This is a genomic window from Vibrio sp. Isolate30 (assembly GCF_022397975.1).
Taxonomy (GTDB): Bacteria; Pseudomonadota; Gammaproteobacteria; order Enterobacterales; family Vibrionaceae; genus Vibrio; species Vibrio fortis.
Genome location: NZ_JAKEUS010000002.1, coordinates 498,498 through 513,380 on the forward strand (window position 1 = coordinate 498,498; position 14,883 = coordinate 513,380).

Consider the following 14,883-nt stretch of genomic DNA (forward strand, 5'->3'; position numbering starts at 1 on the left):
GTCATGGCACATACCCCTCAAGCCAAGTATCGTAAAGATTATCAATCACCTTCTCATAGTATCTCTGAGATAGACCTAACATTTGACCTATATGACACAGCTTCTATCGTGACAGCTGTTTCTAAGGTAAAGCAAGAAAAGGAAAGCTCGACTCTGGTACTGGATGGTGAAGGCTTGAAGTTGGTATCAGTTTCGGTCAATGGCGCGGAGTGGACTCATTACGAGCAAACAGAAACACAGCTATCACTGACACAACTCCCTCAAGAGTTCGAATTAACGATCGTGACGGAAGTGAACCCTGAAGGTAATAGTGCACTAGAGGGCTTATATAAGTCGGGCGGCGCATTCTGTACTCAGTGTGAAGCGGAAGGTTTCCGTCGTATTACTTATTACATGGACCGTCCTGATGTCCTGGCAAAGTTCACAACGACAGTGATTGCTGATAAAGCTGAGAATCCATTCCTATTAAGTAATGGTAATCGTATCGACGAAGGCGATGCAGACAATGGTCGTCATTGGGTTAAGTGGGAAGACCCACATCCAAAACCAGCATACCTGTTCGCATTGGTTGCCGGTGACTTTGATGTACTGCGTGACAAATACACCACTCAATCTGGTCGCAACGTTGATTTAGAAATTTTTGTTGATAAAGGCAATCTAGATCGCGCAAATCACGCGATGGTGTCGTTAGTTAACTCTATGAAGTGGGATGAAGAGCGTTTCGACTTAGAATACGACCTAGATATCTACATGATCGTAGCGGTTGATTTCTTCAACATGGGCGCGATGGAGAACAAAGGCCTCAATGTATTTAATTCTAAGTTTGTTTTGGCTAATGACCAGACAGCAACGGATAGCGATTACCTAGGTATCGAAGCGGTAATTGGCCATGAGTACTTCCACAACTGGACTGGTAACCGCGTTACTTGTCGCGACTGGTTTCAATTAAGTCTGAAAGAAGGTCTAACCGTATTCCGCGACCAAGAGTTCTCTTCTGATCTAGGTTCAAGAGCTGTCAATCGTATCAACAACGTTCGTATTATTCGTGGCCCTCAGTTTGCAGAAGATGCGAGCCCAATGTCTCACCCAATTCGTCCTGAGAAAGTGATTGAAATGAATAACTTCTACACTTTGACGGTTTACGAAAAGGGTAGCGAAGTGATTCGTATGATTCATACTCTGCTGGGTGAAGAAGGTTTCCAAAAAGGTATGAAGCTTTACTTTGAGCGTCATGACGGCACAGCAGCGACTTGTGAAGATTTTGTGGCAGCTATGGAAGATGCATCTGGTGTTGATCTGACTCAGTTCCGCTTATGGTACAGTCAATCGGGTACGCCGACTTTATCTGTAGAAAGTCACTACGATGCAGAAGCCAAACAATATACGCTGACGACACGTCAACGCACTGAACCAACACATGAGCAATCTGAAAAACAAGCGCTACATATTCCTTTCGACATCGAACTCTACACATCAAACGGTGATGTGATTGAGTTACAATGTAACGGTGAGCAAGTCGGTAATGTGTTAGATGTAAAAGAGGCGGAGCAAACCTTCGTTTTCGATAACGTTCAAGAACAACCAATTCCATCACTACTGCGTGAGTTCTCTGCGCCTGTGAAACTGGAGTATGATTATTCAGATGAAGAACTTATCTTCTTGATGGTTTATGCTCGCAATGAATTCTCTCGTTGGGATGCAGGTCAGATGCTACTAGCGAAGTACATCCGTAACAATGTAGCTAATGTACAACAGGGTAAAGAGTTCGAGCTTGCTTCATCGGTGATTGATGCGTTCCGTGGGGTATTACTAAGCGAAACACTAGAGCCAGCATTTATTGCAGAGATGCTTTCTCTACCAAGCCACAATGAAGTGTCAGGTTGGTATGAGCGTGTTGATATCGATGCAATCGCGGCTGTACTTAAATCAATGAAAGTGACACTGGCTGCTGAACTGCAAGATGAATTAGCAGCGGTATACCATAGTCATGCGCTGAAAGAGTACACCATCGATCATGATTCAATCGGTAAGCGTACGTTGCGTAAAGTCTGCTTGAGCTATCTAGCACATACAGAGCTTGGTAACGATCTTGCTGTTGAGATGTACGAATCTGCAAACAATATGACCGATACGATGGCAGCAATGGGTGCAGCAAACAATGCTCAACTTGCATGTCGTGAAACGCTAATGGCTGATTACAGTGATAAGTGGAAACACGATGGTTTGGTCATGGACAAATGGTTTGCACTACAAGGTACCAACCCAAGCAGTGATGCTCTAGAAGTGATCAAGGAATCGATGTCTCATCAAGCATTTAGTTTGAAGAACCCGAATCGCACACGTAACTTGGTTGGTTCATTTCTGAACATGAACCCAGTTCAGTTCCATGACAAGTCAGGTAAAGGCTATGAGTTTGCAGGTGAGATCCTGCGTGAGCTAAACAGCACCAACCCGCAAGTGGCCTCTCGACTGATTGACCCACTACTTAAGTTCCGTAAGTACGACGAAGAGCGTCAAGCGTTGATCAAAGCGCAACTAGAGACGTTGAAATCAATGGACAACCTTGCGAAAGACCTGTTTGAGAAAGTGACGAAAGCGCTTGAGGCGTAATCAAAGTTATTATTCTCTTCTAACTTTAGCGAGATTATCTTCTAACTATACAGCGATAAGCGATATAGTCAGATAATGTTTAAATTTAAGCCAGTAATGCTAGTGTGTTGCTGGCTTTTTCATCAAAAGTGCCGATTTTTCGGGATACTGTTTTTTTGTACAGGTGCTATGTGAACAGCTACCATTTCAGACTTAATATTACTTACCAGCAGTTTTTGGCGAATTATTCCGGCGCCGCAAGTAACGTACATGTTGTTACAACGACAGGTTTAAGGCTTCAATTACCTGCAACTCGATTCAGACCGTTTCTTACACAAATGGGGGTGAAAGGGCTGTTTAGACTAACAACTGACCAAAATAATAAGTTTATTAAGTTAGAAGCTCTGTAAGCCTCGCCATAACTAGAGAGTTAAAAGGAATCTTAATCACATAATCAAACATTTCACCTCCTACCAGCCCGAAAATTATTAACTATTTTTCAATAATGCTTTTACAATAAATGGATGCATTACCTTTGCTTAACTCGCTTGTGAAACCAGAGGTTTAGGGCCCTGTTTTTGAGTGAGCTGAGTGATCCCCCTAATAATAAAATACAATTCTAATTGTGGAGTGTGACTATGACCGCACGTGAAACTGTGGTTCCAGTTTTGCTTGAAAAAGTGTACAAACTGATTCAAGACAAACTAGACCTTGCTCATCGACCTCTAGTAACTCAACTTGCTCAACACATGTTTAGTAATGTTTCTCACGACGACCTAATCCAGAGAAACGAATCCGATTTATATGGTGCTGTAGTTAGCTTATGGCATCACATCAATGAGAAGAAAGCCGACGATATCTCTGTGCGAGTATTCAACCCGACGGTAAGTCGTCAGGGTTGGCAATCAACGCATACGATTGTTGAAATAGTGGTGCCAGATAGCCCATTTCTTGTCGACTCGGTAAAAATGGCACTAACACGCCTTGATCTCTCTTCTCACTTAATGCTCCACAACCCAACTCAAATTCTTCGTTCAGACAAAGGCGGTGTCGTCGGTGTTAGCGCTAACGAAGGTGTTTTCCAGTCGCTATTCCACATTGAGGTTGACCGTTTAAGCAGTAAAGCTGAGATGACTCAACTTAAGGAAGAGTTACTGGCGATCTTCCGCGATACTGGTCTGGTTGTTAACGACTGGATGAAAATGGTTGAGCGACTACAAACCGTCACAGACCAAGTTGAAGCGCAAAAAGATTCTATTCCAGTTGACGAAAAACGTTTCGAAGAGACGGTTGCGTTTTTGCGTTGGCTAGGTGAGCACAACTTCACTTTCATGGGGTATAAAGAGTACGACTTAGTATCTGTTGATGGTGATACAGTTTTAAAACCAACGGAAGAGCAAGGCCTTGGTTTATTCGCGAACTCAAATCGTGTTCGTGATGTAAAACTGTCTGAATTCTCTGATTCAGCAAGACTAGAAGCGAAGAAGCCTTATGTTCTTATTTTAACGAAAGGTAATACAGCGTCACGCATCCACCGTCCGGCATATACCGATTACATCGGCATTAAGAAGTTTGATGAGAATGGTAAAGTGATCGGTGAGCATCGTTTCACAGGTCTATACACATCTGCAGTTTATAACCACACAGTAGAAACGATCCCACTCGTGCGCGAGAAGGTAGAGCGTATTCTGGAAGCAAGTGGTTACCGTGAAGGTTCATACTCTTACAAGGCTCTGCACAATATTCTTGAAAACTACCCACGCGACGAACTTCTTCAGGCTCGTGAAGAAGAACTGTTAGAAGTAGGCACGGGTGTAGTACAGATGCAAGATCGCGATCTGCTGCGTCTGTTTGTTCGTAAAGACCCGTTTGGCCGTTTCTTCAGCTGTATGGTGTATGTGACTAAAGACAGATACAACACTGAATTACGTCGTCAAACTCAACGTATTCTTAAGCAGTACTTTGGCTGTGAGCAAGAAGTGGAGTTCACGACTTATTTCTCTGAAAGCCCACTGGCTAGAACGCATTACATTGTTCGTGTTGATAATAACAACATGGACGTTGACGTTAAGACAATCGAGCAGAATTTAATGGAAGTATCATCGACTTGGGATGACCGCCTATCGGAGTCAATCATTGCGAACTTTGGTGAGAGCAAAGGACTTCCTCTGTCGAAAGAGTACATGCGCGCATTCCCACGTTCATACAAAGAAGACATGATGCCTGGTTCTGCGGTTGCAGACATTGAGCGCTTGGAAGCTCTGACTGAAGAAAACAAACTGGGCATGTTGTTCTACCGTCCACAAGAAGAGGCTGCGGACTCGAAAGCAGTTCGACTAAAGCTTTTCTACCACAGTGATGAGCCAATTCACCTTTCAGACGTTATGCCTATGTTGGAAAACCTAGGTCTTCGAGTCATTGGTGAATCTCCTTATGAAGTTCGTAAGACTAACGGTGTTACTTACTGGATCCTTGATTTCTCAATGCTACATAAGAGCGAAGAGACCATTGATCTTCGTGAAGCGCGTGATCTTTTCCAACAAGCGTTCGCTGCCATTTGGGCGGGTGAGCTAGAAAGTGATGGCTTTAACCGTCTAGTACTGGGTGCGGGTCTATCAGGTCGTGAAATCTCAATCCTGCGTGCATATGCTCGTTACATGCGTCAGGTTGGCTTCCCATTCAGTCAGCAGTACATTGAAGAAACTCTGTCGCATTACCCTGAACTGGCAAAAGGTCTGGTTAAGCTGTTTGCTAAGCGTTTTGATCCTAAACACAAGGGCAGCGCGAAAGGTCAACAAGATCTTATCAACACAATCACTGAGCAGTTAGATCATGTAGAGAGCTTGGATGACGATCGTATCATTCGTCGCTACATGGAAATGATCAGTGCAACGCTTCGTACTAACTACTACCAAGTAGACGAGAACAAGCAAGCAAAACCATGGCTAGCACTTAAGATGAAGCCAAGCGAGATCCCTGATATCCCGGCACCAGTACCGGCATTTGAGATCTTCGTTTACGCACCAGACATTGAAGGTGTTCACCTACGTGGTGGCAAGGTGGCTCGTGGTGGTCTTCGTTGGTCAGATCGTCAAGAAGATTTCCGTACAGAGATTCTTGGCCTAGTTAAAGCGCAACAAGTTAAGAACACCGTAATCGTTCCAGTTGGCGCGAAAGGTGGTTTCGTATGTAAGCGTCAGCACACGATGACTGGCCGCGATGAGATCTTTGCTGAAGGTCAACGCTGTTACAAACGTTTCATTCGTGCACTACTGGATGTATCCGATAACATCATTGAAGGTGAAGTTATCCCACCTAAGAATGTTGTTCGTCATGACGAAGATGATCCGTACTTAGTTGTAGCAGCGGATAAAGGTACTGCGACATTCTCGGATCTCGCAAACTCAGTATCTGCTGAATACAACTTCTGGCTAGGCGATGCATTTGCTTCTGGTGGTTCTAATGGTTATGACCACAAAGCGATGGGTATCACCGCGAAAGGCGGTTGGGAATCGGTTAAGCGTCACTTCCGTGAAATGGGCATCGACTGTCAAACCACAGACTTCACAGCAATTGGTGTGGGTGATATGGCGGGTGACGTATTTGGTAACGGTATGCTGCTATCTAAGCACATTCGTCTGCAAGCTGCGTTTAACCACATGCACATCTTCATCGACCCGAATCCAGAATCTGCTAGCAGCTGGGAAGAGCGTAATCGCCTGTTCAATCTGCCTCGTTCTAGCTGGGAAGATTATAATAAAGATTTGATTTCTAAGGGTGGTGGTATTTTCTCGCGCCGTTCCAAGTCAATCACTCTTACACCTGAAATCCAAAAGATGCTTGGCACCAAGAAAGCATCGCTAGCACCAAATGATTTGATCAAGATGATCCTATCTATGAAGGTCGATCTACTTTGGAACGGTGGTATCGGTACTTATGTGAAGTCTTCAAATGAGACTCACACTGATGTTGGTGACCGCGCAAACGATGTATTACGTATCGATGGTTGTGACCTACAAGCAAAAGTTGTTGGTGAAGGTGGTAACTTAGGTATGACACAACTGGGTCGTATCGAATATGGTCTAGCTGGTGGTCGTGTAAATACTGACTTTGTTGATAACGTTGGTGGTGTTGACTGTTCGGATAACGAAGTAAACATTAAGATCTTCCTGAACGGCCTAGTATCAAACGGCGATCTAACGGTTAAGCAACGTAACCAAGTACTTGAGTCGATGGAAGACGAAGTCGGCGAGATTGTACTTGATGACGCATACTGCCAAGCTGAATCTATCTCTGTAACCGAGCACCAAGGTGTAAGCCTAGTGAAAGAGCAGATTCGCTTTATTCACACTATGGAGAAAGCGGGTTACCTCGATCGTGGTCTAGAGTACATCCCAGATGATGAGACACTACTTGAGCGTGAGAAGCAGGGCAATGCACTAACGCGTCCAGAGCTATCAGTTCTGATTGCGTATGCGAAGATGGTACTGAAAGAAGATCTTGTTTGTGATGAGATTGCGAACGATGAGTTCCATGCTCAGCAACTGATCCAGTACTTCCCAACAGAGTTACGCCGTAACTATGTACAGCACATGGATAACCATCCTCTACGTGCTGAGATCATTGCAACAGCACTAGCTAACCAAATGGTTAACGAAATGGGTTGTAACTTCGTGACTCGTTTACAAGAAGAGACGGGCGCAGACATCGTTGACATCGCGAATGCTTACACTGCATCACGCGAGATCTACGGCTTTGGTGATGTACTTAAGCGTATTCGTGCGCTAGATAACGTTGCCTCGTCTGATGCTCAATACGATCTAATCTTCAATGTACGTCGAGCGATGCGTCGTATTAGCCGCTGGTTATTAAGAAATCGCCCAGGCAAACAGTCTGTGACAGCATTGATTGAGCTCTACCGCGAAGATGTAAATGCAATTACGAAGGTTCTGGATGAAACTCTAGTGGCTGCAGAGGTAGAAGAGCATAACTCTGTTGCTAAGGTTTGGATTGAACAAGGTGTTGAAGAAGAACTTGCGAACTCGGTAGCGCGTCTGTCTAGCCTATACTCAGCACTGGATATATCCACAGTAGCTCGCGAAACGGGTAAAACGGTTGAGCAAGCTTCGAAGTTGTACTTTAACCTTGGTGATCGTTTGTCGCTGCACTGGTTCTTGAAACAGATCAACAGCCAAGCAGTAGATAACAACTGGCAAGCACTGGCTCGTGCGGCATTCCGCGAAGATCTGGATTGGCAGCAGCGTCAACTAACTGGTCAGGTTTTAACTTGTGGCTGTGCATCAGACTTGGATGTTATCAAAGCCCTGGACGACTGGATGGAAAGCAATGCTGTATCACTGCATCGCTGGGAAAGTATTCTGAATGAGTTTAAAGTTGGCTCAGTTCATGAATTTGCTAAGTTCTCAGTAGCACTACGTGAACTTATGCTTCTTAATCTAAATTGTATGTCGAAAGACCAATAAGGTTTAGATAGCGTCAATATCGATACGAAATGGCAGCCGAGTGGGGCTGCCATTTTTTTGTGTCGAAATAGGTCAATCTTGTTAATTAGTTTATGTTCCAAGCAGATAGACGATAACGTTTGCTTAATTCATGATACACTTCGTTAAGAATTCGAATTATCTTACCCTTACTTGTAGTAATAGATTGAATTGTTGGGTAAATAAGTAAATAATATCGCCCCGTTTACACGGGGCTTTTTTCTATCGGAGGCACAATGCTTTACCGTCTAGCCAGAACTGGCTTTTTCCAACTTGATGCCGAAAAGGCACATGATCTTGCAATTCAAAACTTCAAGCGTTTCACTGGCACTCCTGTCGATCTGCTTTACCGTCAACAGCTACCGCATCGACCTGTAGAGGTGATGGGGCTAACGTTCAAAAACCCAGTTGGTCTTGCAGCTGGTTTAGATAAGAACGGTGAGTGTATTGATGCATTCGGCGCAATGGGCTTTGGCTTTGTTGAAGTAGGTACTGTTACTCCTCGCCCTCAAGCGGGTAATGACAAACCTCGTCTTTTCCGTCTTGTAGAAGCGGAAGGTATTATCAACCGTATGGGTTTCAATAACCTGGGTGTAGATAACCTAGTCGAGAACGTTAAGAGAGCTAACTACGATGGCATTCTTGGTATCAACATTGGTAAGAACAAAGACACACCGATTGAGAAGGGCGCTGAAGATTACCTAATCTGTATGGAAAAGGTTTATCAGTACGCTGGCTACATTGCTGTAAACATCTCCTCACCAAATACACCGGGACTTCGCTCTCTTCAATATGGTGAAGCGCTGGATGAGCTTCTAGCTGAGCTAAAAACTAAGCAATCAGAACTAGAGCAAAAACACGGTAAGTATGTCCCACTTGCACTTAAGATCGCACCGGATCTGAGTGATGATGAAATTAGCCAGATTTGCGAATCGTTGATCAAAAATAAGATCGACGGCGTGATCGCGACCAACACAACACTGGATCGCTCAATCGTTGAAGGCATGAAGCATGCTGATGAAGCGGGTGGCTTGAGCGGTCGTCCTGTTCAGTCTCGCAGCACTGAAGTTGTACGCAAGCTTCATGAAGAACTAGGTGATAAGCTTCCTATCATTGGGGTAGGTGGCGTTGATTCTTATGTTGCAGCAAAAGAGAAAATGATGGCGGGCGCTAAGCTTGTTCAAGTTTACTCTGGCTTTATCTACAAAGGCCCGAGCCTTGTGAGTGATATTGTTAAGAATTTATAATCGTAATAATGCTCATAAAAACAAAACTTGATACGTATCACTAAAAGATACACTGTAACTCGCTGAGTTTTAGAGAAAAGAGGAATTTCATTTCCTCTTTTTTTTTGCCTATTGCTCAGTAAAATTACTGCATTGAAGGGTAATTTTGCGTTTTACCTAATGGAATGCTTCAACAGTGTGAGACGAAATGATGCTTAAACCTAGTGATACATGGAGTTGGTACTACGATGAACAGCAATGTTCATTAATGCTAAACCTCGGAGAGGATATGATTTTCAAGACTAACCTCGTCCGCAATAAGCTGGTGGATTGTGCATTCAAAGAGAATGAATTCACGGTTGACGACGCTTCTTCTTATCAGACCTTCAAAGAACAGATCTCCGGATTAGACCTATCTGAACCTCGTCAAGCAGAGCTTGCGCTTTACTGCGTCGCTGCCAAGCGCTTTCATAAACCCGTTCAGCCGAAAAGTTGGTTTTTTGAATCACAGATTCAAGGCCATGAATGCCCAGAAGAGGGTGATATCGTTCGAATGAACAATCAGTACAGTTTGGGTTACTTTATTGTGCTAGAGGTTGGAGAGAACGCGAGCTTGTGCGCCTCGGTAGACCTTGACGAGTTCAACTTGACCTCATCAAAAGCGCTTCAATTTGGTGATTCCATCAAAGTGATGCACGATAGAATGGTGGACGCAAACGCTATATTGCATCACCACCGTCATATAGCGATGGTAGGTTAGTCAAAAATAACACTCTCACACTCAAGAAAATCGGCCTTAGGGTCGATTTTTTTATACCCAAAATTCACAGTTCCCATCAAACCACTCATAGATAATTTGTCTATGAGCTGCTTTTTTGCACAACCAAAGCCTGTTTTTTCAACTTAATTTCAACATGCCTCTGGGGCATTTTCCCTAAATAGGGGTGTAAAGTTCCCTGTTTAAGTTATTTTGTAACTCAATTTCACTGGGTAATCGTTATTGGTATATACCAATTTCTAGGGGAATAAAAATTCAAAACCTTATGATGGATTGAATATTCGCTGCATAAACTTTTCTTTTGGGTTGTTTTTTGAACGTTCGGCACAGATTGCTCTTGCGAGTTAGCGAGTGCTTAGCTTTACGAGCAATTGCTGAGCAATTAGGAGGTAGAATCAATGAAAAGATGTGTTTAGAGTGACGCTTATTGACTCAAATAAGGTATAATCGAGCTCATTTTTATCAATAAAAGAACACTATGAATCAATATCTAGCGGTTACCTCAAACGGCCTTGAGAATTTATTAGTTGAAGAACTAACCCAACTAGGGATTACAAACGCAAAACCTGTTCAGGCAGGTGTTAAATTCAAAGCGACGAATGAGCAGATTTATCGTTGTTGTTTGTGGAGTCGCTTGGCTTCAAGATTTGTACGTGTGCTTTCTGAGTTCACCTGTCAAGACGACATGGACCTGTACCTTTCTACGACTGCGGTAAACTGGGTAAATCAATTCCATAGCTCTAAGCGTTTTGTGGTGGATTTTAACGGTACAAACCGCGAGATTCGCAATAGCCAATATGGTGCGATGAAGGTTAAAGATGCGGTTGTTGATTGCTTTGAAAAGAAATCTCTACCTCGTCCGAATATCAGCAAAGAAAATCCAGATATCCGCATTCACGTTCGTCTGCATCGTGATAAAGCGATCTTGGGTGTTGATATGGTCGGCAGCGGTCTTCACCAACGTGGCTATCGTCCAGAATCTGGTCGCGCACCTTTACGTGAAACACTAGCTGCCGCGATCCTGCTACGTAGTGGTTGGGATGCGACAAAACCATTCTTAGATCCAATGTGTGGTTCGGGTACGTTAGTCATTGAAGCGGCAATGATGGCGGCAAACATGGCACCAGGCGTTAAACGTCAGAAGTGGGGCTTTCAAGCTCTTGAAGACTTTGATGCTGAGCTATGGGCGGAAATCAAATCAGAAGCGAATGTTCAAGCTCGTCGAGGTCTAAAAAAGGTAGAGTGTAAGTTCTATGGTTACGACAATGATGCCCGTGTACTGAAAACAGCTCGTGATAATGCGCGTCGCGCTGGCGTTGAAGATTTGATTGAGTTTGAGCTAGGTGATGCAGCACTAGTGAAGCGTCCTGCAGAGTTTGATAATGGTGTTATTGTATCCAACCCACCTTATGGAGAACGTCTTGGCACAGAACCAGGCCTAATCGCACTTTATACAGCATTCGGCGCTCAACTGAAATCAGAGTTTGGTGGCTGTAACGCGTCAATCTTCTCTAGTTCAGATGAGCTACTAAGTTGCCTTCGCATGCGTGCTGATAAACAGTTCAAATTGAACAATGGTGCGTTACCGTGTCACCAAAAGAATTACTCAATCTCTGATCGTCCAATGTCAGAACGTCCTTCTGAGCAGCAAGAACAGCAAATTGCCCCAGACTTTGCTAACCGTTTGAAAAAGAACATTGGCAAGATTGGTAAATGGGCCAAGAAAGAACAGCTTGATTGTTACCGTATCTACGACGCAGACCTTCCTGAATATAATGTGGCGATTGATGTATACCCAGGTCATTTAGTCATTCAGGAATACGCAGCGCCTAAGAATGTTCCAGAAGAGAAAGCGAAACGTCGCCTAACGGACATCATCCGTGCTGCGATTCAAGTGACTGGCGTAGAAGCAAACAATGTGGTGCTTAAAGTTCGTCAGAAGCAAAAGGGCTCTTCTCAGTATCAAAAGCTATCTCAAGATTCGTCAAACTTAGAAGTGAATGAATACGGTGTGAAGCTTATCGTCAACCTTCACGACTACTTAGATACTGGTCTTTTCTTGGATCACAAACTAACACGTCGTCGTATCGGTGAAATGGCGGCAGGAAAAGATTTCTTGAACCTGTTTGCTTACACGGGTTCTGCAACGGTTCATGCTGCAGTAGGTGGTGCTCGTACGACGAAGACGGTTGACATGTCTAACACCTACTTAGAGTGGGCGAAAGAGAACATGGAGCTTAACGGCCGAGTAGGTCGCCAGCATCAATTTGTTCAAGCTGACTGCCTACAGTGGCTAGCGAAAGAGAACGGTAACTACGATCTTATCTTTATCGATCCACCGACATTCTCTAACTCTAAGCGTATGGAACAGACATTTGACGTACAACGTGACCATATTCAGTTAATGGAGAACCTGAAACGTATCCTGCGTGAAGAAGGTACAATTGTGTTCTCAAACAACAAGCGTCACTTCAAAATGGATCTAGAAGGCTTAGAGGCGCTAGGGCTTAAAGCTCAGAACATCTCTGGTAAAACACTGCCACTAGATTTCGCTCGCAATAAGCATATCCATAACTGCTGGGTTATTACTCATAAGTAACGGATAGTGCACGAATAAGGACAGATAAGTGCTGACACTATACAGTACTGAAGGGTGCCATCTGTGTGAGATGGCATTTGAACTTACGGAACAGTTAAACATTAGCCAACATGTGCAAGTTGTTGATATTGCATTCGACGATGCGCTATTTTCCCGTTACGGGGTCACTATTCCGGTGCTAAAATTTGAAAGTTCTGACCAAGAAATTTGCTCAGAACTCAACTGGCCATTTGGCTTGTTAGAATTAAACGATTGGTTAAGAAAGAATGGCATTACTTACAATTCATAATGGTCAGCTGGCATTTGGTGATCACCCATTATTAGATCGCGCAGATTTCGCTCTGCAAGAAAACGAACGAGTTTGTTTAGTAGGCCGTAATGGCGCGGGTAAGTCGACCTTAATGAAGGTTCTTGCCGGTGAGATCATTATGGATGACGGTAAGATGCAAGTGACACAAGATGTCGTTGTATCGCGTCTAGAGCAAGATCCACCACGTAATGAAGAGGGTACTGTTTATGAGTATGTGTCTGGTGGCTTAGCGGAAATAGGTAAGAAGCTAAAGATCTACCACGATCTATTGGATCTTATCGCGGAAGATCCAAGTGAGAAGAACATTAACCGTTTAGCTCGAGTTCAAGAAGAGCTGGATCATGCGAATGCATGGCGCTTTGATGATCGAGTGAATAACGTTCTTGGTGCTCTTAAACTTTCTCCAAACACTAAGTTAACCGATTTGTCAGGTGGCTGGCAGCGTAAAGCGGCTTTGGCTCGTGCGCTTGTATGTGACCCTGATGTACTACTTCTTGATGAGCCGACTAACCACCTAGACGTAACAACGATTGAGTGGCTAGAAGGTTTCTTAAAAGACTTCCGTGGTTCTATCATCTTTATCTCTCACGACCGTGCATTCATCAAGTCAATGGCGACGCGTATCGTTGATCTTGATCGCGGCCAGTTAAGTTCGTTCCCTGGTGATTATGACAACTACCTTGTGGAGAAAGAAGAAGCGCTTCGCGTTGAAGAGATGCAAAACGCGGAGTTCGATAAAAAGCTTGCTCAAGAAGAAGTATGGATTCGTCAAGGGATCAAGGCTCGTCGTACTCGTAACGAAGGGCGCGTACGTGCACTTAAAAAGCTCCGTGAAGAGCGCAAGAATCGCCGTGAAGTGCAGGGTAAAGCGGTTATTCAAATCGATGATGCACAGCGTTCTGGCAAGATTGTATTCGAAGCAGAGAACCTTAACTTTGGCTTTGAAGGCAAAGACATTGTTAAAGACTTTAGTTTCAATATCATGCGCGGTGACCGTATCGCTCTTATTGGACCAAATGGCTGTGGTAAGAGTACAGTTCTGAAGCTGCTATTGGATCAACTTAAGCCGGACTCAGGTCGCTTACATTGCGGTACTAAACTTGAAGTAGCTTACTTTGACCAATACCGTGAGATTCTAGACCCAGAGAAGTCGGTGATTGATAACCTAGCTGACGGTAAGCAAGAAGTTATGGTTGGCGGTCGTGAGCGTCACGCATTAAGCTATCTTCAAGACTTCCTGTTCTCGCCTAAGCGTGCGCGTACGCCGGTTAAAGCTTTGTCTGGTGGTGAGAAAAACCGATTACTACTTGCTCGCATTTTCCTCAAATCGAACAACTTGTTGATTCTCGATGAACCAACTAACGATTTAGATATCGAAACTTTGGAACTTTTAGAGGATTTGCTTGCCAACTATCAGGGGACGCTTCTTTTAGTGAGCCACGACCGTCAGTTTGTGGATAACACGGTCATGACGAGCTGGATCTTCGAAGGTAACGGCGTTATTGAAGAATTTGTGGGTGGCTATCACGATGCTCAACAACAACGATCTCAAGTTCTTCAGTCACGTCAGGTTGAAAAGCCATCAAAGAAAGCAAAAGTAGTTGAGGAAACTCCCAAAACTGCGCCAGCTAAGGCTAAACCTAAGAAGTTATCGTATAAGCTACAGCGAGAGCTTGAAGCGTTACCTATGCGTTTAGAGGAATTGGAAGCCCAAATTGAAACTCTTCAGGAAGAAGTGAATGAACCGAACTTCTTTTCAAATCCTGTAGAGCAGACACAACCAGTTTTAGATAAGCTTTCTGCTGCAGAGCAGGAGCTAGAAGTTGCTTTTGAGCGTTGGGAAGAGCTCGAGGCACTACAACAGGAAAGTTAAGAAGTAA

The 14,883-nt window shown here is 44.0% G+C and carries 8 protein-coding genes; all 8 read left to right on the forward strand.

Annotated features, from left to right (window positions below; translation table 11 throughout):
• The first annotated feature begins 3 nt into the window (after positions 1–3).
• The 8 genes from pepN (at position 4) to L1D60_RS09310 (ending at position 14,876) form a co-directional block, all read left to right on the forward strand.
• On the forward strand, positions 4–2,610 hold the full coding sequence (gene pepN, locus L1D60_RS09275) for an aminopeptidase N (RefSeq protein WP_239840822.1): 2,607 nt from the start codon (positions 4–6) through the stop codon (positions 2,608–2,610).
• A 170-nt stretch (positions 2,611–2,780) separates the two neighbouring features.
• The gene (locus L1D60_RS09280) at positions 2,781–2,999 is read left to right on the forward strand and encodes a DUF2835 domain-containing protein (RefSeq protein WP_239840823.1); all 219 of its coding nucleotides are present in this window, start codon (positions 2,781–2,783) and stop codon (positions 2,997–2,999) included.
• 228 nt (positions 3,000–3,227) lie between these two features.
• Complete coding sequence (locus L1D60_RS09285; protein ID WP_239840824.1) at positions 3,228–8,072, forward strand: NAD-glutamate dehydrogenase; 4,845 nt, start codon at positions 3,228–3,230, stop codon at positions 8,070–8,072.
• A gap of 254 nt (positions 8,073–8,326) precedes the next feature.
• Positions 8,327–9,337: a quinone-dependent dihydroorotate dehydrogenase gene (pyrD, locus tag L1D60_RS09290; RefSeq protein WP_239840825.1), complete on the forward strand. Its 1,011-nt coding sequence runs from the start codon at positions 8,327–8,329 to the stop codon at positions 9,335–9,337.
• 187 nt (positions 9,338–9,524) lie between these two features.
• Positions 9,525–10,076 (forward strand): cell division protein ZapC, encoded by a 552-nt coding sequence (locus tag L1D60_RS09295; RefSeq protein ID WP_239840826.1) that lies wholly within the window; start codon positions 9,525–9,527, stop codon positions 10,074–10,076.
• A gap of 496 nt (positions 10,077–10,572) precedes the next feature.
• Positions 10,573–12,693 (forward strand): bifunctional 23S rRNA (guanine(2069)-N(7))-methyltransferase RlmK/23S rRNA (guanine(2445)-N(2))-methyltransferase RlmL, encoded by a 2,121-nt coding sequence (gene rlmKL / locus L1D60_RS09300; RefSeq protein ID WP_239840827.1) that lies wholly within the window; start codon positions 10,573–10,575, stop codon positions 12,691–12,693.
• Between the two features lie 28 nt (positions 12,694–12,721).
• A complete protein-coding gene (locus tag L1D60_RS09305) occupies positions 12,722–12,982 on the forward strand; it encodes a glutaredoxin family protein (protein ID WP_345772866.1) in 261 nt (86 codons plus the stop codon).
• Positions 12,960–14,876 carry an ABC transporter ATP-binding protein gene (locus L1D60_RS09310; RefSeq protein ID WP_239840828.1) on the forward strand — a complete coding sequence of 639 codons (1,917 nt, stop codon included), beginning with the start codon at positions 12,960–12,962 and terminating at the stop codon, positions 14,874–14,876. The genes L1D60_RS09305 and L1D60_RS09310 overlap by 23 nt, the downstream gene beginning before the upstream one ends.
• Positions 14,877–14,883: the final 7 nt, after the last annotated feature.